The organism is Streptomyces sp. NPDC030862 (assembly GCF_055571835.1).
In genome coordinates this window covers 474,324-498,580 of record NZ_JBVIEN010000001.1, presented here as the reverse complement: position 1 = coordinate 498,580, position 24,257 = coordinate 474,324, and the positions used below count along the sequence as shown (strand labels likewise).

Here is a 24,257-nt window from a genome sequence, read left to right as displayed (position 1 = left end):
TCACGCCACCGGGCCGCGGCGGGGTGTGCCGGGCCCCGCCGGGGAGTATCACCGCTCCGCCGCCCGCCGGACCCCTGCCGGACGGTCTTGCGGCGCAGCGAGGTTGTGGCGGATTCCGGCTTCCAGTCGCCGTGCGACCTCCTCGCCCCGCCCCTCCGGCCAGGGCAGCAGCCCCGCTCCGGAGGCGCGGCCTGCCTGGCCGGCGCGGAGGAGCTCGTCGAGGACGGGGAAGTCGCCCGTCCGTGCCGACAGGTGGGGGCTGAGGCTGCCGAGGATGGACCGGGTCAGCTCCAGCCCGATGAAGTCGGCGTTCTCCATGGGGCCCACGGCAGGCCAGCGCAGGGCGAGGCTCGACCGCATGACGGTGTCGATGGTGACCGCGTCGCACACGCCCTGGTCCAGGAGGTGCAGCGCCTCGCGCACGAGCGCGAACTGCAGCCGGTTCCCGACGAATCCGGGGACGTCCCGCTGGAGGCGTACCGTCGTCTTGCCCAGCCCGTTCAGCACCTCGCACGCCTCCTCCACGAACCGGTGGTCCGTCTCCGTCCCCGGCGCGACCTCGACCAGCGGGATGACGTACGGCGGGTTCCACCAGTGCACTCCGACCAGCCGCTGCGGGTGCCGCATCCCCTTGGCCACCTCCGTGAGCGGCAGGACCGAGGTGTTGGACCAGATCGGCGTCACGTCACCGACCCGCTCCTCCAGCGCGGCCAGCACCTGGTGCTTGACCTCCAGGCGCTCGGGGACGGCTTCCACCACGATGTCCGAGCTCCGCGCGAGCTCCGCGAGCGTCGCGGCCGCGGTGATCCGCTCCGCCACCGTCGCACGCTCTTCCGCCGCCGTGCCGCAGCGCTGGAGCGCCTGCCCGACCCGCTCACCCAGACCGGCCAGCGTCGCGGGATCCGCGTCGTGGACGGCCACACCGAAGCCCGCGCGGGCCAGAGCGACGGCGATTCCGTGCCCCATCAGGCCACCGCCGACGATGCCGAACCGGATCATTTCCCATCCTCCCGAAGCCGGATATGTGCGCAGCACGCTCGCAGCGCGCCTCCGGCGCCGTAATGGTCACGGTGGACACATACGCGGCGGAACTATGTGCGCCGCTCCCATCAAGCCGCCGAGTGACGCGGTTCTACGGTGCTCCCCATCCCCACCCCACATCCCCGTCGACGACCGCCGGGCGGCGAGCCGCAGTCCGCTCCCGGCGCACCGTACGACGGGCAAGGAGGCACCCATGTCGTTCCACCCCGTCCGGCGGACGCTGACCGCCACGCTCGCGGCCGTACTGACCGCGGGCCTGCTGGGGCTGGCGTCCCAGACGTCCACCGCGGCCCCGCGTACCGAGGCCGCCGCGGCCGCCGGGCACGACCCGGTGATCATGATCCCCGGGATGACCGGCCAGCCGTCCAGCATGGACACCATGAAGTCGAACCTCCAGGCCCACGGCTGGCCGGCGGCAAGGCTGTTCACCTGGACCGACAGCAGCCGGATGACGCAGGACCTGGCCAAGGCCGCCCAGGAGCTCTCGGTCAAGGTCGACCAGGTCCGCAGCCAGACCGGCGCCTCCAGGGTCGTCCTGGCCACCTGGTCGGCCTCCACCCTGGCGGCCCGGTACTACATCAAGAACCTCGGCGGCGCCGACAAGGTCTCCCAGTACATCGGCTTCGCCGGACCGCAGCACGGCACCACCAACAACGGCTGCCAGTGGTACGTCTCCTGCCAGCAGTTCGCGTCCCCCGACACACCGTTCCTGAAGGCGCTCAACTCGCCGACGGAGGTCCCCTTCAACGACAAGGTCGACTACCTCACGATCCGGTCGACCGCCGACTACAACGCCGTACCGACCAACACCGCCATGCTCGCCGGCGCCGACGAGAACTACCTGATGAGCGGCCCGATGGCACCCAGCCACTTCACGGTCATCACCAACAGCACGGCCCTGGCGAAGATGCGCTCCTTCATCACCGCGCACGAAACCACCTGACCCTTGCCACCATCACCGTCACCACGCACGCCGCCGCGATCCCGACCGGGCCGCGGTGGCGTGCGCGCCGGCATGGCACGGCGTACCGGGCCGCCGCTCAGGGTCCGGTCAGGACGCGTCCCAGGTGACCGGCAGCCGGTGTACGCCGTAGATGTTCATGTCGGTGCGCAGCGGTACTTCTTCGGCCGGCACGTCGAGCCGCAGGGTGGGGAACCGCCTCAGCAGCGCGGGCAGGGCCACCGTCAGTTCGACGCGGGCCAGTTGCTGGCCCAGGCACTGGTGGATGCCGTGTCCGAAGCCCAGGTGCCCCGTGGCCGCGCGGTGCAGGTCGAGGACGTCGGGGTCGGGGAACCGCTCCGGGTCGCGGTTGGCGGCTTGGAGGGAGAGGGTGATGCTCTCGCCGGCCGCTATCGTGACGCCGTCCAGCTCGACGTCCTCCAGCGCGGACTTCATGGTGGTGTGGGCGACCGTCAGGTAGCGCATCAGCTCTTCGACGGCCTTCGGGGCGAGATCGGGGTCGCCGCGCAGGGCTTCGGCCTGGGCCGGGTTGGTGAGCAGGGCGAACGTGCCGTGCGCGATCATGTTGGCGGTGGTGTCGAGCCCGGCGGCGAGGAGGAAGCCCCCGATGCCGACCAGCTCCTCGTCGGTGAGGTCGGAGTCCTTCGCCAGGTCGCCGAGCAGGTCGTCGGAGGGTGCGGCGCGCTTGGCGGCGACCAACTCGGCCATGTACTCCTGGAGTCCGACGAAGGCCGCGTACCGTTCCTCGGGCGTCACGTCCTGGGTCATGAGCGTGTGGGCGTGCCGCTGGAAACGCTCCCGGTCGGCGTAGGGCACACCGAGGAGCTCGCAGATCATCAGCGCCGGGATGGGCTGGGCGTACACCTCGACCAGGTCGAGGCCCGGCCCCCGGCGCTCCATCGCGTCCAGCTGCTCGGCGGTGATCTCCTCCACCCGTTCGGTGAGCAGGCGCATCCGGCGGACGGTGAACTTGCCCGTCAGCAGCCGTCGGAAGCGGGTGTGCTCGGGGGCGTCCATGCCCGTCATGTCGCCGACCGGGGCAGGCTGCAGAGGGCCCTCCGGCCCACCGGGGAAGGGGTAGTGCAACAGCTCGTACCGCGAGCTGAACCGTGGGTCGCCCATGATCGCGCGGACCGTCGAGTACCCGGTGGCGAGCCAGCCGACGTGTCCGTCGGGGTAGGTCATCCGGGCCAGGGGCCGTTCCTCGCGCACGTGCGTGAGGCCGGTGGGCGGGTCGAACGGGCAGCCGGCGGCGCGCTGCGTGGCTAAGGTGACGGGCTCGGCGGCGTCCGTGGCGATGGGGCGGGCCGACGGTTCGTGCTGCATGGTGTGTCCTCCATGGCGGTGTGACGGTGTGACGGTGTGACGGTGTGACGGTGTGACGGTGTGACGGTGTGACGGTGCGATGGTGTGTGGAGTGGTACTCACCGCTCGGCGGGACGGCCCGGAGGGCGCACCGCGCTGAGAGGTCGCTCGTGCGGGAGGTCAGGCGCGGCGGATGACGATGTCGCCGACGCCGGTGCGGGCATGGATCTCGACGGTCTCGTCGGCGGCGTCGGGCCCTTCGGCGGCGCCGAGCTCGTTGCGGACCGTGCCGAGCTTGCAGCCGACGTCCAGCCAGGCCGCCGTGGACTCGCGGATGCCGACCTCCACGTCGCCGACGGCGGTGTGCAGGTCGATCACGCCGCGCGCCACCTGCCGCACGCTGATCGTGCCGTTGGCGGACTTGGCCTCGACCGAGGTGTGCGCGGTGCCCACCGTGATGCGGCCGTTGGAGGAATTGACCTTCAACTCGCCGGTGATCTCACCGATCTCGGTCTCGCCGTTTCCGTTCCTGATGGTCGCCGCACCCACGATCTCGCCGAAGTCGACCCGGCCGGCCCCGCGGACGTCGGCATCGCCCACCGCCCGGTCGACGCGGATGTGGCCGTGCTCGGTCCGCAGGTTCACGCTGGACGCCTCGTCGAGCCGGATGTCGCCGAGCGAGGTCTTGATGCGGCACTCGCCGAGCGGTCCCTCACCGGTGTAGTCGCCCATGGGGGAGGTGGCGCGGACGCGCGATCCGGCGGGGAGCTCGATGATGACGTCGATCGAGCCGCTCCTGCCGAACAGCGAGCGCTTCTTGGGCCCCTTCATGGTGAGGGTGCCGTCGGCGTACGCGACCTTCGTCTGCTGCGCGGCCCGTACGTCGGCGTCGTCGGCGCCGTTGCTCGGCAGCACCTCGACGACCGTGTCCCCGCGCTTGCCCGCGGTGAGCCGCACATCGCCGACTTCGAACTCGAGGACCGCCGTGATGGGCCCGGCGGTGTCGTAAGAAGGCATGGCTGGTCCGTCCTCTTGACTCTGGAAGGTGTGTGCGCAGGTGGCGCGGGAGGAGTGACGTGCGAAGCGGGGACTCCGGCTAGCGGACCCAGCCCCGGTAGCTCTGGCCGTGACGCGCGGTACGGCCGGCCGGCCGGTCCGGTCCGCCGCCCGGTTCGAGGGCGAGGGCCACGGCCCGTACGAGCCAGGCGTTGACGGACAGGCCCTCCCGGCCGGCCGCCTCCTCGACCCGCGCCTTCAGCGGCGCCGGGAGCCGGAAGTTGATCCGGGCCGTGCCTGCCCCTTCCTCGCTGTCCGCCGGGGAGGGCGCCGGTGGTGCCACCGGTGGCGCCATGGGTGCCGCCATGGCAGGCGCCTCCTCGCCGGGGGACTCGGCGGTGGGCGGTGCGGTCACCACGAACTCGGGTTCGAGCCCCCGCAGGCGGACGTCGACCGAGCCCGGTGCCAGCTCGCGCGTGATCTCGTCCGAGGCAGCGGAGAGCGCGTTGAGCAGCGTCAGCCGGGCGGCCGACTCCAGGGGCGCGGTGAGCCGCTCCGCCAGGGCGCGGGCCTCGTCCCCGCCGGCGTTCGCGGCGACCGCGAGCTCACGGCGGAGGTGGTCGACGTAGGGGGTCAGGTCCATGGGAAGCATAGTGGCACCACTGTGGCGCCATGGGAAGCGATTATGGCGCCACAAGGAAGTGTGTGGCGCCAAAGCGGCGCCATGGTGGCGCATTTCCGCTCGGTGACGGTGCCCGCGCCCGCCCTGTACGAGCCGGCCGGCCTCCACCCGCACACACGGGAGCTGCTCGCGGCGACCGGCGTGCGCCGCCTCTCCCCGGGAGCACGACCATGACACCGCCGCCACCGCCGCCATCGCCGCCATCGCCGCCGTCGCCGCCGTCGGTCTGGGCCCTCGGTCCGCTGCGCGCCGAGCCCGGCACCAAGGCCCGTGGCGCCGGCGGACCTCGCCGTGGTGACCGCGGACATCCCGGTGACCCTGGTGAACGGCGCGCGCCCCGGGCCCCGGGTGGTGATCACGGCGGGCATGCACGGCGGCGAGTTCACCGGGATCGACGCGGCCGCCCGCCTCGCGACGCTGCTCGCGCCGGAGGAGGTGACCGGCCAGGTGCTCATCTGCCCGGTCGCCCATCCGCCGGCCGCGTACCACGGACGCCTCGGCGTCTCCCCGCTCGACGGCGTGAACATCAACCGCGTCTTCCCCGGCGACGCGCAGGGCGGCCCCACCGAGCGGCTGGCGGCCTGGCACACCACGCACCTGATCACCAGGGCGGACGTGTACGTCGACCTGCACTCCGGCGGCATCGACGAGACCCTGCGCGACTTCGTCGGCTACCGGCTCACCGGCGAGCCGGGCCTCGACGCGCGGACCCGCGCGCTGGCCCACGCCCTCGGTGTCGAGGACGTGATCCTCGGCCGGGACGCGAGCGGCGGCAACAGCCACGCGGCCGCCGCGCGCCGGGGCGTCGCGGCCGTCCTCGTCGAGACCGGCCGGCTCGGCGAGCGCGACCCGGCCACCGCGCACCGCCTGGTCGACGGCCTGTACGGGCTGCTGCGCGAGGCCCGTGCGCTGGACGGGCCGGCACCGACGAGGACGGCGCCCGTACGGGAATGGGTCTGGGCCGGAGCGGTCACCGCACCCGCCACCGGGCTGTGGTACCCGGCCTTCACCGCCGGCGACGACGTCACGCAGGGCCGGGTCATCGGCCGGATCGCCGACCCGGCCGACGGCCGCGGCCGCGACGTCGCCGCCCCGGCGACCGGCCGCGTCTTCTACGGCATGCACGGCCTGACCGTCACCTCCGGAGCCGAACTCGCGGCGATCGCTCGTCCGTTGGTGTAGGCGCCGCCTCCTGTGGGGTGCCGGTCACCGACGTGTGCGGCACCCGGTGCCCTGCCCCAGTTGCCCGGCCCAGTCGAGCAACGCGGGCTCCCCGAGGCCGGTGCCCAGCCAGTCGTGGTCGAGGCCGGTTTCCGGCAGGGACGGTACGACCGCGACGTAAAGCCCGGCCGCGCGTGCCGCGGAGACGCCCGTGGCCGAGTCCTCGAAGGCGACGGAGCGCTCCGGAGCCACGCCGAGTGCCTCGCAGGCCGTGAGGTAGAGGTCCGGTGCGGGCTTGGGGCGTGGCACCTCGTCGGCGGCGAACGAGTGGGTGAAGTACGAGGCGAGACCAGCCGATCGCAGTGCCGTGTCCAGCAGTTCCCGAGGGCTGTTGCTGGCGACGGCGATCGGTACGGCGGCACCGCAGGCGCGCACCAGTTCCACCGCCCCGGGGAGGGCGACGGCGCCCCGCGCCAGCTCCTCGCGGCCTCTTTCGAGGAGTTCGGCGGCGAGTTCGGCACCGGCTCCGGGCAGTCCGAAGTAGTCCGCCATGGCCTCTCCCGAAGCCTCCACGGTACGGCCGAGGAGCAGCGCCTTCTGTGCGGGGCCGAAGGGGTGCCCGTGCGCCGCGAAGACGGCCGCTTCCACGACGGTCCAGCAGGTCTCGGTGTCGACCAGCAAGCCGTCGCAGTCGAAGACCACGGCTTCGGCGCCGGTGGGAAGCGAGTGCACGCGTCCGTCCTTTTCGGTTCGGGGGAGGGGGCTGCCCGTTCGTCGGTCGTCGGCGCGGTCGGCAGGGGCTCGCACCCGCCTCACTCCGCTCACTCCGCTCACTCCGCTCACTCCGCTCACTCCGCTCACTCCGCGAGTGCGAGACGGAGACCGAAGGCGGCGATGACCGTACCGGTGATGCGGTCGAGGCGGCGGCGCACCGAGGGCCGCTGCAGCCGGTCCCGGAGCGCGTGGGCGAGGGCGAGCAGTGCGCAGGCCCAGACGACGGCCAGAACGACGTGGATGCCGGCCAGGAGCGCGCCCGCGGCGAGGTGCGAGGCGTCGGCGGGGATGAACTGGGGGAGCACCGCGACGTAGAAGGCGCCCATCTTCGGGTTGAGGAGATTGGTCGTGATCCCGTGACGCCAGCCGCCGAGCAGGCTGCCCCCGGCGCCTGTTCCGGTGCTTGTTCCGGTGCCGGCCCCGGCTTCGGCCGTCTCCGGGCACTCGGCTGCCGGCCGGCGCCAGGTGGTCCACAGCAGCCTGCCGCCCATCCACACCAGGTAGGCGGCCCCGGCCCAGCGGAGCGTTGCGTACGCGAGGTGAGAGGCGGTCAGCAGTGCGGTGACCCCGAGCGAGGTGAGCACGCCCCAGACCAGCGTGCCGCTCTGGATCCCGAGGATCACGCCCCAGGCGCGGCGGCGGTGCCCGAGCGCGGCGGTGCGCAGGATGAGCGCGGTGTCCACCCCCGGCGTGAGGGTGAGGAGTCCCACCATCAGAGAGAACGTCCACAACGCGGTTACGGTGATCATGGACGCTCACCATAGAGCGGGAGTCGACGAACCTCCAGATTCCTGCCCGAAATCGGGCAGGAATCTGGGAGTTGTCGACCGGTGGTGTTGAACAGCCCCGGGTGGAGCTGCAACGCGTCCGACGTCACCCCCACGGCTCCTGCCTTCGGGGCGCCCTGCGCCTCGCGTGCCACAAAGGCCGACACGCGCCCTTCTGTTCACACCCGCCCTCTCGTAACGTCGTCGCCGTTTGAAGTGGTCGTGGCCAACGAGAGGGTGCTCATGCGTAGACGCCTGCTGTCGTTCGTCCTCGCCGTGGTGGCCGGCGCCGCCGTCCTCACGGCGCCGGGCACCGCCCCCGCCACCGCCGCGCCGCCCGGCCCGCCCGACGTCTACCGGCCGGTGCGGGGGCCGTCCGCGCCGGCGGAGTACCGGTACCAGCAGAAGACCCTGCCCGGGCAGGCGATGCCGCGCCACGCCCACGACCTCGCCGCCCAACAGGCGCGGAAGCTGCCCGCGATCGGCGGGCGCTGGAAGGCCGTCGGGCCGACCGACATCGGCGGCCGGATCGTCTCGCTCGCGCTCGACCCCACCCGCGCCGACACCGTGTACGCGGCCGCCGCCGGCGGCGGCCTGTGGCGCTCCACCGACGCCGGGAGCACCTTCCACTCCGTGTGGCCCGACGACTGGACGCAGGCCATGGGCGCGGTCGCCACCGCCCCCGACGGCACCCTCTACGTCGGCACCGGCGAGCCCAACCCCGGTGGCGGGAGCATCACCTACGAGGGCACGGGGCTGTACCGCTCCACCGACGGCGGGGCCCACTGGCGCCCCATCGGCCTGCGCGACTCGGGCGCGATCAGCGCCATCACCGTCGACCCCGCCAACCCGCGGCGCGTCTACGTGGCCGCGGCCGGCTCGCTCTACAACGGCGGCGGCGACCGCGGCGTCTACCGCTCCGACGACGCCGGCGAGACCTGGCAGCGCATCCTCGCCGGGGAGAACGACTTCACCGGCGCCACCGAGATCGCCGTCGACGGCGACCGGCTCTACGCCGTGATGTGGGACCACCGCCGCCGCCCCGACCTGCGCACCTACGGCGGCGTTGGCTCGGGCGTCTTCCGCTCCACCGACGGCGGCCGGAGCTGGCAGCGCCTGGGCGGCGGCCTGCCCGCGCGCGGCCCCGACGTGGGGCGCATCGGCCTCGCCGTCGCGGGCGACCGCCTCTACGCGCTCGTCAACAAGTCCGGCGGCCCCTTCGAGGGCTTCTACGTCTCCGACGACGGCGGCGACACCTGGAACCGTACGCCGGACGACCAGGCGCTCGCCGCCTCGCAGTCCAGCTTCGGCTGGTGGTTCGGCAAGGTGTGGGCCGACCCGCGCGACGCCGACCACGTCCACGTGGCCGGGGTCGCGCTGATGACGACGCGGGACGGCGGCGCCACCTGGACCGGCGACGACACCAGCATCCACGTCGACCACCACGCCATGGTGTGGGACCCGCGCCGGCCCGGCCGCGTCTACCTGGGCAACGACGGCGGGGTCTACCGCTCCGACCGCGACGGCGACGGCGGCTGGGTCAAGGCCCGCCACGAGCCGTACACCCAGCTGTACAGCGCCGCCATCACCCCGCAGGACGTCACCCGGATCTCCGGCGGCGCCCAGGACAACGGCTCGCTGCGCTCCTGGGCCGGGGACGGCGACGGCTTCAACGAGTACCTCGGCGGCGACGGCGAGGAGAACCTCATCAACCCCACCGACCCCGACAACGTCTTCGCCTGCTACCAGTACGGCAACTGCTTCCGCTCCACCGACGGCGGCGACACCCTCACGTACTTCGCCGACAAGACCGCCTTCAAGCGCCGGAACTGGTTCACGCCCGTCGTCTTCGACCCGCGCGACCCGCGGATCCTGTACTACGGCTCCGAGGTCGTCAACCGCTCCACCGACGGCGGCGTGACCTGGCATCCCATCAGCCCCGACCTGTCCGGCGGTCCCGGCGCCGACCCCGCCTACCCCAACTACGGCACCATCACCTCCCTCGCCCCGGCGGCCGACGGGCGCACCGTGTACGCGGGCACCGACGACGGCCGCGTCTGGGTCACCAGGGACCTCGGCGCGACCTGGACCAAACTCGCCGAGGGGCGGCCGTGGGTGACCCGCGTGGTCGTCGACCCGGCCGACCCCGACCGCGTCTGGACCACCCACTCCGGCTACCGCGCGGGCTCCCCGCTGCCGCACGTGTACGCCAGCACCGACGGCGGCCGCCACTGGCGGGACCTGTCCGGGAACCTCCCGGCCGCGCCCGTCAACGACCTGGTCGTCGCCCGCGGCGGCATCCTCTACATCGGCACCGACCAGGGCGTGTTCACCAGCCCCTCCGGCCGGGGCCACTGGCTGCGCCTGGGCCGCGGCATGCCCCAGGTCCCGGTCGACGACATCGAGTACGACGCCCGCCACCACCGGCTGGTCGCCGCCACCTTCGGCAGGGGCTTCTACGAACTGACCACGCCCTGACCGGGGCCTGATCACCCGTACGAGGGGCCGCTCGCGGTTCGCCGCCCCCGCCGTGCGCCCGCCACCGCAGAATCCCCCCATGAGGAGCGGTGCGCGGGCGCGCTGGGACGGGGTCATCTTCGGCGTACTGGCGGTCGGGGGCGTGGCCGGGGCGCTGTGGATCACCTTCCGCTTCGATCTGCGGCCGGCCGAGACGGCGGTGTCACTGCTGCCGTCGCTGGCCGGGCTGTACCTGTCGTGGGCCGCCTTCCGCGCCGAGCGGACGGAGGCGGCCGTCGCCCCCCGCCCCGCCGACATCGCCGACCAACTCGCCGTGGCCGTACGCAGCCAGTGGGACGCCGAGGTGCGCGTACGCCGCCTGAACGACCCCTATCCGCTCGCGGTGTCGTGGCGGGCCGCCGACCCGGACCTGGGCGAGGCGTGGCCCGACCTCCTCGCGATGGCGGAGGCCGGTGACGCGGGGGAGACCCGCCCGGCCGCCGACCTGGCCGGGGCCGGGGCCGAGATCACCGACGTGTTCCTCCACCGGCTGCCCACGCGGCGGCTCCTCGTCCTCGGGGAGCCCGGCACCGGCAAGACCATGCTGCTGATCCGCCTGCTGCTGGCCCTGATCGCCCGGCGCGCCGAGGGCGGGCCCGTCCCGGTGCTGTTCCCCCTCGCCTCCTGGAACCCGGCCCGGCAGCCGCTGGAGGAGTGGATGGCCGAGCGCCTCGCGCGGGACTACACGGGGCTCGGCGACTCCCAGCTCGGCCACGCCCGGGCCCTGTTGGAGCACCGGCTCATCCTGCCGGTCCTCGACGGCTTCGACGAGATCCCGGCGCCCTTCCGGAGCATGGCCCTGGACATGGTCAACGCCGCGCTGCCGCTCGGGCAGCCGCTGGTCGTCTCCAGCCGCGTCACCGAGTACCGCGCCGCGCTCGCCCCGGCGTCCGGGGTGCCGGTCCGCCTCGCGGGCGCGGCCGCCGTCGAGCTGCGGCCACTGGACAACGCCGACATCGCCGCCTATCTGCGCCGGGACGCCGGGGGTCGGGGCACGGCGGCGGCCGACCGCTGGGAGCCGGTGATCCGCCGCCTCGGCACCGACGCGCCGGTGGCCCGGGTGCTGCGCACGCCGCTGGCGCTGTTCCTGGCGCGTACCGTCTACAACCCCCGCCCCGGCGAGCACGGCGCGGTGCTGCCCGCCCCGGCGGAGCTGTGCGACCCGGGCCGGTTCCCCGACCGCGCCGCCCTGGAGCGCCACCTCTTCGACGCCTTCGTACCCGCCGCCTACCGCCCGCACCCCCGCCACCCCTGCCGCTGGACACCCGAGCAGGCCGAGCGCGCGCTGCGCTTCCTGGCGCGGCACCTCGACGCCGCCCGCGGCGGCACGACCGACCTCGCCTGGTGGCGGCTGCCCCGGCTGCTGCCGCCCCGGCTCGCGCAGGCGGCGACCGGCGTGGTGCTCGGCACCGCCGCGTGGTTCGCCGCCACCGTGATCGGCAGGCTGGTCGCGCTGGCCGCCGGGCTGGACAGCGGCTGGCTGACCGGGCCGCCCGCGGCGATCGTCGGCGGGCTGGCCGGCGGGGTCGCGGGCGGCCTCGGCTGCGGCATCGCCGCCGGGCTCACCACGGGCGTCGCCGAGGGCGTCACCCTGGCGCTGGCCACCGGTGCCCCGGGCTGGCTGCTGACCACCACCGCCAACGGCTTCGCCTACGGATTCGCGGGCGGCGTCGTCGGCGCCCTGACCAGCCGGCTCGTCGCGCCGCGCCCGGCCGGCCGGCGGAGCTGGGCGTGGGACTGGCGCGGGTGCGCCGTGGGCCTCGCCGCCGGCGGTGTCCTCTGGTTCTCCTTCCGCCCCACCTTCGGCCCGTCGGCGGCGCTCCTCGGCGCCCTGGCGAACGCCGCCGTCTACGGCCTGGCGGGCGGCGCGGTCGGCGCCGTGGCCGGTGACCTGTCGGCGCGCCGCCCGAGGCCCATCCCCACCATCCGTACGCAGTGGACCTGGTTCTGGCCCGGCTTCACCATCGGGCTGGCCAGCGGCTCCACGATCGGGCTCACCCACTGGGCCGTGCTGCGGATCCAGTCCGCTCCCTCCGGGGTGCCCACGTACTCCTTCGGCATCATGCTCGCGTTCATGACCGCGTACGGACTCGCCGTCGGTCTCGTCCACGGCCTGAAGGGGAAACCGGCCGACCTCGCCACGGCGGTCGGCCCGGCGGAGCTGTTGGTGCAGGACCGCCGGGTCTGCCGCCGGCAGTGGCTGATGGTCGGCTCGGCGATCGGCGGCGCCTTCCTCGTCTGCTACGCCGCCGGATACGCCCTGGAGAGCGGGCCGTTCTACGGTCTGACGCGGGGCCTCGCCGACGGCGGCAAGGTGGCGATGACCCCCGCCCACCTCCTCTGCCGCGCCCTGGCGTACGGCACGGCGGTCGGGCTCGGTGCCGCCCTCAGCCACAGCGCCTGGTGGCGCTACACCCTCGCGCGCCACTACCTGGCGCTGCGCGGCCACACCCCCCGCGACCTGACCGCCTTCCTCGTGGACGCGCACGAGCGGCGCGGGGTGCTGCGCCAGGTGGGGGCCGTCCACCAGTTCCGCCACATCGAGCTGCAGCACCGTCTCGCCGCCGGGGCGGACGACGCGGGGGCGGACGACGCCTCCGGGGCCCACCCGGGCGTTCCGGGACCGCGGGGCCGCGGCGGTTACGCCGCATGGCGGGCCCGCGTCTGCCGTACCACCTAATAAACCGACAAGCCGACATTTTCGGCGGCGTTTTCGGCAACACCTACGGATCGGGCCTTTCCCCCACCGAAACCGAGGTGACACCTGATGCTCCACCGACACACCACAGCCGCGTGCACCGCCGTCCTCGTCGCGGCCGGCGCGCTCGTGCTGACCGGGCTGCCCGCCGCGGTCGCGTCCGAAACGCCCACCCCACCCGCCGGACCCTCCTCCACCGTGCCGTCGGCCGCCGCGACGCTCGGCGCCGACAGACCCTCACCCGAAGTGCTGCGCGCCCTCCAGCGCGACCTCGGCCTCACCGGCGACCAGGCCGCGAAGCGCCTCGTCAACGAGGCCGAGGCCGGGGCCATCGCGGGCCGCCTGCGCGCCGCGCTCGGCACCCGCTTCGCGGGCGCCTGGGTCCGCGGCACCACCTCCGCCATCGTCACGGTCGCCACCACCGACGCCGCCGACGTGCCCACCATCAAGGCCGGCGGTGCCGAGGCCGAGGTCGTACGGTACGGGCTCGCCGAGCTCGAAGCCGCCAAGGCCAAGCTGGACCAGGCCGCCACGACCACCAAGACGATCGACGCGCCCGTCTGGTACGTCGACGTACGGACCAACACCGTGACGCTGGAGGCCACCGAACCGGCCGCGGCGGAGGCGCTCCTCACCGCCACCGGCCTGGACCGCGCCCTGGTGCGCGTACGGACGACGGCCGAGCGGCCGCAGCCGCTGGCGCACGACCTGCGCGGCGGCGACGCGTACTACATCGGCGCCGCCCGCTGCTCCGTCGGCTTCTCCGTCATGTCCGGTACGCAGCCCGGCTTCGCCACCGCCGGGCACTGCGGCAAGGAGGGGAACGAGACCATGGGCCACAACAAGGTGGCCCAGGGAGCCTTCAAGGCCTCCAAGTTCCCCGAGAGCGACATGGCCTGGGTGGCCACCAACGCGGAGTGGGCCGCGACCGCGTACGTCAAGGGCGAGGCCGAGAAGAACGTCGAGGTGACCGGCTCCACCGAGGCCCTCGTCGGCGCATCGATCTGCCGCTCGGGCTCCACCACCGGCTGGCACTGCGGCACCGTCGAGCAGCACAACACCAGTGTCACCTACCCCCAGGGCACCGTCACCGGCATGACCCGCACCACCGTCTGCGCCGAGCCCGGCGACTCGGGCGGCGCGTACGTCTCCGGCAGCCAGGCCCAGGGCGTGACCTCCGGCGGCTCCGGGAACTGCACCTCGGGCGGCACCACCTACCACCAGCCCATCAACCCCATCCTCCAGACGTACGGGCTGGCGCTGAAGACGACCGCCAGCCAGCCGGGCGAGGCCGGCAAGGCGGGCGGCACCTGGGCCGCCGGCAAGGTGTACGCGCCCGGCGACCAGGTCACCTACGACGGCCTCACCTACCGCTGCATCCAGTCCCACCAGGCGCAGCCGGGCTGGCACCCCGCGGCGGCCCCGGTGGTGTGGCAGCGCGCCTGACCACGGGAGCCTTCGGCGGTCCTCCTCAGCGGTCCTCCTCAGCGGTCCTCCTTGAGGAGGTCCGCGCACTTCTCGCCGATCGCCATCGTCGTGACGCACGGGTTGACCGTCACCAGGTCCGGCATGACCGAGCCGTCCGCGACCCGCAGCCCCGCCACGCCCTTCACCCTCAGCCGGGCGTCGAGCGGGGCCAGCGGGTCGCCCGCCGCGCCCATCCGCACGGTGCAGGCGGGGTGGTAGACGGTGTTGTGGGTGGCGCGGATGTAGTCGAGCAGCTCGTCGTCGCGGCGGACGTCCGGGCCCGGCGCCAGCTCGGCGCCCGCCCACCCCGCCAGAGCCGGCTGGGCGGCGATGCGGCGGGCGAGCCGCAGCCCGTACGTCATCACCCGCACGTCGTGCTCGTGCGTGAAGTAGCGGGGGTCGACCCGCGGCTTGTCCCGGAAGTCGCGGGTCCGCAGCCGCACGGTGCCCCGGGAGCGGGCCCGGGTCACATTGGGCGTGAGGCAGAAGGCGTTCTCGGAGGTCGGGTAGCCGTGCCGGACGGTGTGGAGGTCGAAGGGCACCGAGCCGTAGTGGAACATCAGGTCCGGCCGGTCCAGACCCGGTCCCGTGTCGTAGAAGACGCCCGCCTCCCACCACTGCGTGGACGTGGCGGGCATCGGCTGCTTCGCCTCCCACATGATCACGCCCTCCGGGTGGTCCTGGAGGTTCGCCCCGACCCCCGGCGCGTCGACCAGCACGTCCACGCCCACCTCCCGCAGGTGCTCCGCCGGGCCGATGCCCGACAGCATCAGCAGTTTCGGCGAGTCGATGGCGCCGCACGAGACGACGACCTCGCGCCGGGCCCGCACGGTACGGGTGTGGACCAGGTCCGGGTCCAGACAGGCGACGCCGACGCAGCGGTGGCCCTCGAACACCAGCTTCTTGGCCCGCACCCCGGTGCGTACCTCCAGGTTGGGCCGCTTGCCCAGCACCGGGTGGAGATACGCCACCGACGACGACTGGCGGATGTTGTTCTCGTCGGCGTTGATCTGGAACCAGCCCGCACCCCGCACCACCGTCCGCCCCGTGTTGAACGGCGTCGTCGGGATGCCCGCCTGCGCGCACGCCTCCAGCAGCGCCGTGCCGCACGGGTCGCCACCCTTGAGGGTGCGCAGCCGCACCGGGCCCGTACGGCCGTGGTGGTCGCCGGGCGCGTCGTTGTTCTCCAGGCGCCGGTAGAGCGGGAACAGGTCGGCCGCGCCCCAGCCCCGGCAGCCCGCCGCCGCCCAGTCGTCCAGGTCCTCCGCCGGGGCCCAGAAGGCGATGCACGAGTTGTGCGAGGAGCAGCCGCCGAGCACCCGGGCGCGGGCGTGGCGCAGGAAGCCGTTGCCGTGCTCCTGCGGTTCGACGGGGTAGTCCCAGTCGTAGCCCGACTCCAGCAGGCCCATCCAGCGCTCCAGGCGCAGGATGTCGTCGTCGCCGACGTCGCTCGGGCCCGCCTCCAGGACGCACACCGTGACGGTCGGGTCCTCGCTGAGCCGGGCGGCGACGACGCTGCCCGCCGTACCGCCGCCGACGACGACGTAGTCGAACTCCTGGACGGTCATGAGCGGGTGACCTCCTTCGTGGCCGGGGCGGGCGCGGGGGCCGCGGCGTGCTCCGCCAGGACGCCCGTACGGTGCCGCTGGACGAACCAGTAGTAGGCGAAGCCGCCCGCCGCGATGGCCCCGACGAACAGCACGGCTCCCCACCGCAGGTACCAGTGGTACGGGGCGGTCGCGTTGTAGACGGCGGCACGCGGCCAGATCAGGTTGAGGGTCATCGCCGCGCCCCACAGCACGGCCAGGACGTTCACCGGCAGGCCCCAGCGGCCGAGCGAGAACCTCCCCTCGGCCGGCTGCCACCGGCCGCGCAGCCGCGCCACCAGCATGGGCCCCGTCACCAGCAGATAGGCCACGTAGATCATGACGATGCCGATGCCGGTGACCACCGTGAAGATCTGCGGCTGCCGGACGTTGACGAGCAGGACCGCCAGCGCCAGCACCCCGATGAGCACGGTCGGCAGCACCGGCGTACCGAACCGCGGGCTCACCTTCGCCAGCCGCGCCGACGCCGGGAGGTTGGTGTCGCGGGCCATCGCGAAGGCGAGCCGGACCGCCGCCGTGTGCACGGCCAGCGCGCACACCGTGACGGCGACGAGCACGCACCACAGCATCGCCGTGCCGGCCGTCGGCCCGAGCACGTCCAGCACCACGTACTGCAGCCCCTCCGTCGACAGCTTGTCGCCCCGCAGGCTCCTGACGCTCATCAACGCCAGCAGCAGCACCAGCCCGCCCAGCACGAAGGAAGCGACGATCGCCCGGAGGACGGCCCGGGGCGCGTTGCGCGACGGGTCGAGCGACTCCTCGCCCAGCGACGCGGCCGTGTCGAAGCCGTACATGACGTACGCGGAGGCGAGCGAGGCGACGAGGAACGCGCCGAGGTAGCCGAAGGGCTGCCCCGCTCCGGTCCCCGCCGTCTCGGTCACGACCTGCGGGCCGCGTACGACGTTGACCGCGAGCAGCGCGATCAGCACCACCGTGGCGATCAGTTCGAGGAAGACGCCCGCCGTGTTGATCCGTGCCATCAGCTTCACGCCGAAGGCGTTGACGAGGGTGGTGAAGAGGATGAGGACGGCGGCGAGCAGGACGGCGTTGGCCGCCACGTCGTACGTCCCCGTCCCGTCGCCCACGAACTGGAACGCCGACGAGATGCGCGGCAGCGTCAGCTGGTAGGCGAGGGCCACGGCCGCGATCGACACGATGGAGGCGATCAGCATCATCCACCCGGCGAGCCAGCCGATGTGCGGATTGCCCAGCCGCTTGGCCCAGTTGTAGACGGACCCGGCCACCGGATGGCGGGCCGCGAGCTCCGCGAAGCACAGCGCCACCATGAACTGGCCCGCGAACACCATCGGCCAGGACCACCAGTAGGCGGGCCCGCCGCTCGCGTAGCCGAAGTAGAAGAGCTGGAAGGTGCCGGTGAGGATGGAGATGTACGAGATGCCGGCGGCGAACGTGTGGAAGCCGCCGAGCGTGCGCTTGAGCTCCGGACGGTAGCCGAACTCGGCGAGTGCGGCGTCGTCGTCCGCCCCGCCGGTGAGGGCGTCAGGCACCGGATCCTCCCGTCCTGTCGAGCAGCCAGGTGTGGAAGAGGGAGATGTGGTGCTCGCTCGGCACGAGGACGCCGCCGGCGCGGTAGGCGCGCGACGCCATCGCCGGCTGGGTGCGCTCGCACGCCTCGAAGTCCTGGAGGTTCACCCGGTGGAACAGCTCCACCGACGTGGACACGTCCGCGCCGGAGGCCACGACCTCGGGCGCGTACAGCCAGTCGCACTCCACCACCGTGCGGTCCTCGGCCAGCGGGAACATCCGGTGCAGGATCACATGGTCCGGGACCAGGTTGACGAAGACCGTCGGCTTCACGGTGATGGCGTAGTACCGCCGGTCCTGGTCCGGGGCGATGCCGGGCAGCTTGCCGAACCCCTCGCTGCCGTCGACCGTGAAGCCCTTGACGTCCTCGCCGAAGGCGGCGCCGTGGCCGACGTAGTACTGCGCCGCGTACCCCTCCGCGAACTCCGGGAGCACGTCCACGAGTTCCGGGTGGATCGTCGCGCAGTGGTAGCACTCCATGAAGTTCTCGACGAGCAGTTTCCAGTTCGCCTTCACGTCGTACGTGATGCGGCGGCCGAGCGCGAGCTCCTCGGTGCGGTAGCGCGCGAGGGAGGCGGCGTCGCCCAGCCGCTCCACCGCCGCCCCCATCACGGTCTCCTCGAAGGACGGCGCCTCGTCGGCCAGGCACACCCAGGCGTAGCCCAGCCACTCGCGCAGGTGCACGGCCACCAGGCCGTACGCGACCCGGTCGACGTCCGGCATCCTCGCCAGGTTCGGCGCGGCCACCAGCCGGCCGTCCAGGTCGTACGTCCAGGCGTGGTACGGGCACTGGAGGTTCCTGCGCACCTCGCCGGACTCCTCCAGGCAGAGGCGCGCGCCCCGGTGGCGGCAGATGTTGAGGAAGGCGCGCAGCTCGCCCGCCCGGTCGCGGGTGACGAGCACGCTCTCGCGGCCGACCTGGACGGTGCGGAAGGCACCCGGCTTGCCGAGGTCCGCGCCGCGCACCGCGCAGAACCACATGGCTTCGAAGATCCGCTCCTGCTCCCGGCGGAAGAGGTCGGGGTCGGTGTAGGCGGCGCCGGGGAGCGTGGCGATCAGGCTCGGGGGCGGGGTTGTTGCCGTCACGGCGGCCTCCTAGGCGGGCGCGGCGGTGAGACGCCGGGGGTCGAAGAGCTCGATCGGATGCGCGGTGGTGCCGGTCAGGGCCAGATCGGCCAGGATCTCGCCGACGACCGGCACGAATTTGAAGCCGTGCCCGGAGAACCCGCAGGCGACCGTCACCGACTCCGGGTGCCGGGGATGGCGCGCGATCACGAAGTGCTCGTCGGGCGTGTTGGAGTACATGCAGGTCGCGGCCTTCAGGAACCGGCCCGGCAGGTCGGGGAGGAGACGGCCCGCCTGCCGGGCCATGGCCGCCGTCTCGTCGTCGCGCACGGTCCGCTCGATGGTCTCCGGCGTGCAGACGGTGCCCTTGCGGAAGAACGCCACCTTGGCGCCGAGCTCCGGCCCGTCGATGGCCGGGAAGCCGTAGATCTGGACCCCGTCCGCGTCCTCCCAGATGTAGACCGGATGGTGCGCGGGGAGGAACCGTTCGGCCGGACCGCGTGGCCGGAACCAGTACATGACCTGCCGCTCGATGGTGAACGGCACTCCGAGGTCCGCGAGCAGCTCCGGCGCCCACGCCCCCGGGCAGATCACCAACTGGCCGGCCGTGTAGGTGTTCTCGGCGGTGTGGACGCGTACGCCGTCGCGGTACGGCTCCCAGCGCAGCAGCGGCTCCTCGTAGTGGAGCTCCGCCCCGGCCGTGGTGGCGAGCTGCAGCTGGGCGGCCACGGTGTTCTCGGGCCGCAGCAGCCCGGCCCGCGCCTCGTACAGCGCCACCTCGTCGTCGGCCGGCGTCAGTGTCGGGAAGCGGCGGCGGATCTCCTCGGCGTCGAGCATCTCGTGCGGCAGGCCCCACCGCTCGGCCGACAGCCGCGATCCGGCGACGGTACGCGACGCGGGGCGGCCCAGCATCAGCCCGCCGCACAGCGTGGCGATGTCGCGTCCGGTGTCGCGCTCCAGCCGCTCGTAGAGCTCGTACGCGCGCAGCAGCAGCGGTACGTAGGCGGGGTCCTCGAAGTACGACTGGCGCGTGATGCGCGAACCGCCGTGGCTGGAGCCCCGGTTGTGGACCGGACCGAACTTCTCCAGGCCCAGGACGCGGGCGCCGCGCGCGGACAGGTGGTGCGCGGCGGCGCTGCCCATGCCGCCGAGGCCGACCACGATCACGTCATAGGTGGGTGACACGTTGCTCCGGCCTCCTCAGCGGCGGATACGGCTCATCTCCGGGTCGAACAGCGGCTCGTCCGCGACCGTCGCCGGCACCTTCTGGCCGAAGTACTCCACGTGCACGGCCGTGCCCGTCGCCAGCGGCGGCAGCCAGGCGTACGCGACGCAGCGGCCGAGGGTGTAGCCGTACGCGGCGCTCGTCACGTATCCGGCCGGGGCCCCGTCGACGTACACCGGCTCCTTGCCGAGGACGACGGCCGCCGGGTCGTCGAGGAGCAGGGCGGTGAGCCTGCGGCGCGGCTCGGCCGCCTTGAGCAGTGCCTCGTGCCCCACGAAGTCGCCCTTGTCCATGCGGACGGCGAAGCCCAGACCCGCCTCGTACGGGGTGTGCTCGGCGGTCATGTCGACGCCCCAGGCCCGGTAGCCCTTCTCCAGGCGCAGGCTGTTGAAGGCGGACCGCCCGGCGGCGATGACGCCGTGCTCCCGCCCGGCCTCCCACAGGGTGTCCCAGAGCCGCAGGCCCAGGTCGGCGCCGGTGTACAGCTCCCAGCCCAGCTCGCCGACGTAACTCAGGCGCATCGCCGTCACCGGTACGTGCCCGACGTACGTCCGCTTGGCCCGGAAGTAGCCGAAGCCCCGGTGCGAGAAGTCGTCGCGGGTCAGCGGCTGCACCACCTCCCGGGCGAGCGGGCCCCACACGCCGATGCAGCAGGTGCCGGAGGTGACGTCGCGGATGTGGACGCCACCGGGCGCGTGCCGCAGCAGCCAGTCCTCGTCGGCGGGGCTGTTGGCGCCGATCTGGAACCGGTCCTCCGCGAGCCGCGCCACGGTGAGGTCGGAGCGGATGCCGCCGGTCTCGTCCAGGAGCAGCGTGTACGTCACCGCGCCCGGCTTCTTGGCGAGGTTGTTGGTGGTCATGCGCTGGAGGAAGGCGAGCGCGCCCGGCCCGGAGACCTCCAGGCGCCGCAACGGCGTCATGTCGTACAGCGCGACCCTCTCGCGCGTCGCCCGCGCCTCCGCGGCCGCGATCGGCGACCAATACCGCGCGGACCAGGCGTCCCGCTCGGGTACGCGCACGCCTTCGGCGAGCGGGGCGTTGGCCTCGTACCAGTGCGGGCGCTCCCAGCCGCCGCCCTCCAGGAAGTACGCGCCCAGCTCCCGCTGCCGCGCGTGGAAGGGGCTGACCCGCAACGGCCGGGGCTGTTCCACCGGCTGGAGCGGATGGACGACGTCGTACACCTCGACGAACTCCCGGGCGCCGCGCTCCGCGACGTACGCGGGGGAGCGCTGGGCCTCCTCGAAGCGGGTGAGGTCGCACGCGTGGACGTCGGTTGTCGGCCGCCCGTCGACCATCCATTCGGCGACCGCCTTGGCGGCGCCCGCCGCGTGCGTGACCCACACCGCCTCGGCGAGCCAGAAACCGCGCAGCGCGCGGGACTCCCCGAGGAGCGGCATGCCGTCGGGCGTGAAGGAGAAGACCCCGTTGAAGCCCTCCTCGACCTCGCTGTCCGCGAGGGCGGGCAGCAGCCACCGGCAGTCCGCCCAGCTGGGCGCGAAGTCGTCGGGGGTGAAGGGGTACGAGGAGGGCATGACGGGCGCCTCGTCGTACGCCGTGACGGTGAAGGGGTCGACGGGCATCGGCCGGTGCGCGTAGCTGCCGATGCCGAGCCGGTCCGCGTGCTCGCGTACGTACAGGTCGCGGTCCTGGAAGCGCAGGATCGGCCGGGTCGCCTCGGCGCGCGCGCCGGCCAGGGCGGGCAGGGGACGGGTCCGCGCGTACTGGTGGGCGAGGGGCAGGAGCGGCACGTCGACGCCCGCCATCCGGCCGATGACCGGGCCCCAGAAGCCGGCCGCCGAGACGACGTGATCGGCCGGGAAGGCACCCCGGTCGGTGACGACCGCGGTGACCCGGCCGTTCTCGCGCTCGATGCCGGTCACAGTGTGCCGGTCGAGGAAGCGGGCGCCGCGCTGCTCGGCGCGCGTGATCTGGGCGCGGCAGGCGGGGACGGCGCGGGCGAGCCCGTCGTCGGGGGTGTGGAACCCGCCGAGGACCTTGGTCTCGTCGAGCAGCGGCCACAGCTCCTTGCAGCGGGACGCCGGGACCACCTCGCCGCGCACACCCCAGGAGGCGGCGAGCCCGGCCCTGCGGTGCAGGTCGGCGAGGCGCTCTTCGGTGGTGGCCAGCTCCAGGCCGCCGACCCGGTCGAAGCAGGGCAGCCCGTCGGCCTCCAGGGCGCCGAACTTCTCGACGGTGTACGCGGCGAAGTCGGTGAGGGTCTTGGACGGGTTGGTCTGGAAGACCAGACCGGGCGCGTGGGAGGTGGAGCCGCCGGGGGCGGGGAGCGGCCCCTGCTCCAGGACGGTGACGTCGGTCCAGCCGCGGGCGGTCAGTTCGTCGGCGAGGGAGCAGCCGACGATGCCGGCGCCGATGACGACGACGCGGGGGGTGGCGCGGGCGCGGGGCCGGGCCCGGGCGGGTGCGGGTGCGGGTGCGGGTGCGGACGAGCGGGACGTGCTGGACGTGCTGGACGTGCTGGACATGCCCCTCCTCGGTGTCGGGGGTGTCAGACGGCGGCCGGGACGTGCGGCCGCTCGGCGGCGATCGTGGTGTCGCGGCCGTGCCCCGTGTGCACGACGGTGGCGCCGGACAGGGGCAGCAGCCGCCTGCGCAGGGACGCCATGATCGTCGCCTGGTCGGAGTGCGAGCGGCCGGTCGCGCCTGGCCCGCCGTGGAACAGGGTGTCCCCGGTGAACACCGCGTCCAGGAACGGGACGTGGACCGCGCAGCTGCCCCAGGTGTGGCCGGGGGTGTGCAGCACCCGTGCCGCGACCCCGGCGACCAGCAGCCGCTGCCCGTCGCGCAGTTCACCGTCCGGCTGCCGCCCCGGGTGGACCGTGTCCCACAGCGCCCGGTCGGCGGCGTGCAGCAGGACGGGCGCGCCGGTGGCCTCCGCGAGGGCGGGTGCCGCGCCGATGTGGTCGTCATGGCCGTGGGTGCACACGATGGCGGTGACCCGGCGGCCCGCGACGGCGGCCGCGATCGCCCGGGCGTCGTGCGCGGCGTCGACGACGAGCACCTCCTCGTCGTCGCCGACGAGCCACACGTTGGTGTCGACGTCGACGGTCTCGCCGTCGAGGCTGAAGGTGCCGGAGGTGACGACCCGTTCGGCACGCACGCCGCTCACCGTACGGTCACCGAGCGCAGCACCTCGCCGCACCGGTCCGCGTCGTGGAGCTCGCGTGGCTCACGTTGAGGGGGCTCTGAGGACTCAGGGGGCTCCGAGGGCACGACAGCACTCCTCTGCTGTTGCACAATGCGCGATGCGTTGCGCGGCGAGGAACATACTGGGAAGGGCGCCGACGGACCGTCAAGAGGCCGGGACGAACGGCGCGCAAAAGCATCGGGCGCCGTGAAACGCCCGGACGCACGACGACGCGGGGCCGGGTTCCCCCGCCCCCGCGGAGGAGCGGAGTGCCGTTTCCGGGCGCCTTCACCGTCTCAGAAGCCGTACCCCATGCGCCGGGAGAGCTCGTCGGCCGCCGACACCGTGCGCCGCGCCAGCTCCGGCAGCCGGTCCCGCTCCAGCCGGTAGGCCGGGCCGGACACGCTCAGCGCGCCGACGACCTTGCCGTCGTGCGCCCGTACCGGCGCGGCCACCGCGTTCAGCCCGAGCTCCAGCTCCTCCGTGACGAGGGCGTACCCCTGTCGGCGCACCGCCTCCAGCTCGGCGCGCAGCATCCGGGCGCTGCTCACCGTGTACTCCGTGAACCGCGGCAGCGCCCGCGCCAGCAGTCCCTCGCGCAGCGTCGCCGGCAGGTGGGCGAGGAGCACCTTGCCGCTGGAGGTGGCGTGCAGCGGGGTCCGTCTGCCCAGCCAGTTCTGGGCCGTGACGGACGCGGGGCCGCGCGCCTGCATGATGTTGACCGCCGCGTCGTCGTCCAGCACCGCGATGTTGACCGTCTCGCCCAGCTCGTCGGCGAGCTCCCGGCAGACCGGTGCGCCCTCCTGCGAGATGTCCAGCCGGACGGCCGCCGCCCCCGCCAGGCGCAGCACGCCGGCCCCCAGGAAGTACTTGCCGCGGTCCTGCGCCTGCGAGACCAGGCCGCGGTTCTCGAGCACGCCGAGCAGCCGGAACGCCGTCGACTTGTGCACGTCCAGCTCGTCGGCGATGTCGGTGACACCGGCCTCGCCGAGGCGCGCGAGGATCTCCAGCACGCTCACCGCGCGGTCCACCGACTGGATCGAGCCGGCCGCTCCCTTGGAGGCCCGCTCGCGCCCGTCCTCGCGCACGTCCTCACGGGTGCCGTCGGGGAGTTGTTCGGCCACTGACGGTTCACGGGTCACAGCTCAACTCCCACCCCCTGGCAGCCGGTTCGGGCCGCATCCTCGGGAAGCCCTTGACGCGGCGGGCGACCCGACCGGATTCTGTTGCGCATCGCGCTCTCTCGTGTGCCATGCGAAACATCATGTTACCCAAGGGCCCTGGATTCCCGGACCACGGAG

General features: G+C 73.5%; 19 protein-coding genes. 6 read left to right on the top strand and 13 right to left on the bottom strand.

The annotated features are described in order from the left end of the window. Positions 1-48: 48 nt before the first annotated feature. A complete protein-coding gene (locus tag ACZ42X_RS02260) occupies positions 49-999 on the bottom strand; it encodes a 3-hydroxyacyl-CoA dehydrogenase family protein (protein WP_468283373.1) in 951 nt (316 codons plus the stop codon). Between the two features lie 235 nt (positions 1,000-1,234). Between ACZ42X_RS02260 and ACZ42X_RS02255 the strand changes: the two genes are divergently transcribed. Next, positions 1,235-1,984 carry an esterase/lipase family protein gene (locus ACZ42X_RS02255; protein ID WP_468283371.1) on the top strand — a complete coding sequence of 250 codons (750 nt, stop codon included), beginning with the start codon at positions 1,235-1,237 and terminating at the stop codon, positions 1,982-1,984. A 108-nt stretch (positions 1,985-2,092) separates the two neighbouring features. Here ACZ42X_RS02255 and ACZ42X_RS02250 read toward each other — a convergent pair whose 3' ends face one another. From ACZ42X_RS02250 to ACZ42X_RS02240, 3 genes are all read right to left on the bottom strand, one after another. Next, the gene (locus tag ACZ42X_RS02250; protein ID WP_468283369.1) at positions 2,093-3,328 is read right to left on the bottom strand and encodes a cytochrome P450; all 1,236 of its coding nucleotides are present in this window, start codon (positions 3,326-3,328) and stop codon (positions 2,093-2,095) included. Positions 3,329-3,487: 159 nt separating this feature from the next. Next, positions 3,488-4,324, bottom strand: a complete 837-nt coding sequence (locus tag ACZ42X_RS02245; protein ID WP_468283367.1) for a DUF4097 family beta strand repeat-containing protein — start codon at positions 4,322-4,324, stop codon at positions 3,488-3,490. Between the two features lie 79 nt (positions 4,325-4,403). Then, positions 4,404-4,946 (bottom strand): hypothetical protein, encoded by a 543-nt coding sequence (locus ACZ42X_RS02240; RefSeq protein ID WP_468283365.1) that lies wholly within the window; start codon positions 4,944-4,946, stop codon positions 4,404-4,406. 81 nt (positions 4,947-5,027) lie between these two features. Between ACZ42X_RS02240 and ACZ42X_RS02235 the strand changes: the two genes are divergently transcribed. Together ACZ42X_RS02235 and ACZ42X_RS02230 are read left to right on the top strand one after the other, a co-directional pair. Then, positions 5,028-5,159, top strand: a complete 132-nt coding sequence (locus ACZ42X_RS02235; protein ID WP_468283363.1) for a hypothetical protein — start codon at positions 5,028-5,030, stop codon at positions 5,157-5,159. A 117-nt stretch (positions 5,160-5,276) separates the two neighbouring features. Continuing rightward, positions 5,277-6,167, top strand: coding sequence for a M14 family metallopeptidase (locus ACZ42X_RS02230; protein ID WP_468283361.1), 891 nt, complete (start codon positions 5,277-5,279; stop codon positions 6,165-6,167). 24 nt (positions 6,168-6,191) lie between these two features. Here ACZ42X_RS02230 and ACZ42X_RS02225 read toward each other — a convergent pair whose 3' ends face one another. Beyond that, positions 6,192-6,878 carry an HAD family hydrolase gene (locus ACZ42X_RS02225; RefSeq protein ID WP_468283359.1) on the bottom strand — a complete coding sequence of 229 codons (687 nt, stop codon included), beginning with the start codon at positions 6,876-6,878 and terminating at the stop codon, positions 6,192-6,194. A 125-nt stretch (positions 6,879-7,003) separates the two neighbouring features. Then, complete coding sequence (locus tag ACZ42X_RS02220) at positions 7,004-7,669, bottom strand: LysE family translocator (protein WP_468283357.1); 666 nt, start codon at positions 7,667-7,669, stop codon at positions 7,004-7,006. A gap of 261 nt (positions 7,670-7,930) precedes the next feature. On the opposite strand from ACZ42X_RS02220, the gene ACZ42X_RS02215 reads away from it, so the two are divergent. The 3 genes from ACZ42X_RS02215 to ACZ42X_RS02205 all read left to right on the top strand — a co-directional run bounded on the left by ACZ42X_RS02215 (position 7,931) and on the right by ACZ42X_RS02205 (position 14,348). Continuing rightward, a complete protein-coding gene (locus ACZ42X_RS02215) occupies positions 7,931-10,165 on the top strand; it encodes a WD40/YVTN/BNR-like repeat-containing protein (RefSeq protein ID WP_468283355.1) in 2,235 nt (744 codons plus the stop codon). Between the two features lie 79 nt (positions 10,166-10,244). Continuing rightward, complete coding sequence (locus ACZ42X_RS02210) at positions 10,245-12,884, top strand: NACHT domain-containing protein (protein WP_468283353.1); 2,640 nt, start codon at positions 10,245-10,247, stop codon at positions 12,882-12,884. Positions 12,885-12,971: 87 nt separating this feature from the next. Continuing rightward, entirely contained in the window at positions 12,972-14,348 is a 1,377-nt protein-coding gene (locus ACZ42X_RS02205; RefSeq protein WP_468283351.1) for an alpha-lytic protease prodomain-containing protein, read from the top strand. 38 nt (positions 14,349-14,386) lie between these two features. Here ACZ42X_RS02205 and ACZ42X_RS02200 read toward each other — a convergent pair whose 3' ends face one another. The 7 genes from ACZ42X_RS02200 to ACZ42X_RS02170 all read right to left on the bottom strand — a co-directional run bounded on the left by ACZ42X_RS02200 (position 14,387) and on the right by ACZ42X_RS02170 (position 24,044). Beyond that, complete coding sequence (locus ACZ42X_RS02200) at positions 14,387-15,937, bottom strand: GMC family oxidoreductase (protein WP_468283349.1); 1,551 nt, start codon at positions 15,935-15,937, stop codon at positions 14,387-14,389. After that, positions 15,934-17,484 carry an APC family permease gene (locus ACZ42X_RS02195; RefSeq protein ID WP_468283347.1) on the bottom strand — a complete coding sequence of 517 codons (1,551 nt, stop codon included), beginning with the start codon at positions 17,482-17,484 and terminating at the stop codon, positions 15,934-15,936. Before ACZ42X_RS02195 ends, ACZ42X_RS02200 begins: the two co-directional genes overlap by 4 nt. Continuing rightward, positions 17,477-18,607: an aromatic ring-hydroxylating oxygenase subunit alpha gene (locus tag ACZ42X_RS02190; RefSeq protein WP_468283345.1), complete on the bottom strand. Its 1,131-nt coding sequence runs from the start codon at positions 18,605-18,607 to the stop codon at positions 17,477-17,479. Before ACZ42X_RS02190 ends, ACZ42X_RS02195 begins: the two co-directional genes overlap by 8 nt. A 9-nt stretch (positions 18,608-18,616) precedes the next feature. Then, positions 18,617-19,771, bottom strand: coding sequence for an N-methyl-L-tryptophan oxidase (gene solA, locus ACZ42X_RS02185; RefSeq protein ID WP_468283342.1), 1,155 nt, complete (start codon positions 19,769-19,771; stop codon positions 18,617-18,619). A 15-nt stretch (positions 19,772-19,786) separates the two neighbouring features. After that, a complete protein-coding gene (locus ACZ42X_RS02180) occupies positions 19,787-22,294 on the bottom strand; it encodes a GcvT family protein (RefSeq protein ID WP_468283340.1) in 2,508 nt (835 codons plus the stop codon). Positions 22,295-22,317: 23 nt separating this feature from the next. After that, positions 22,318-22,938 (bottom strand): MBL fold metallo-hydrolase, encoded by a 621-nt coding sequence (locus ACZ42X_RS02175; protein ID WP_468283338.1) that lies wholly within the window; start codon positions 22,936-22,938, stop codon positions 22,318-22,320. A gap of 314 nt (positions 22,939-23,252) precedes the next feature. Next, the gene (locus ACZ42X_RS02170) at positions 23,253-24,044 is read right to left on the bottom strand and encodes an IclR family transcriptional regulator (RefSeq protein WP_468284096.1); all 792 of its coding nucleotides are present in this window, start codon (positions 24,042-24,044) and stop codon (positions 23,253-23,255) included. Between the last annotated feature and the right edge of the window lie 213 nt (positions 24,045-24,257).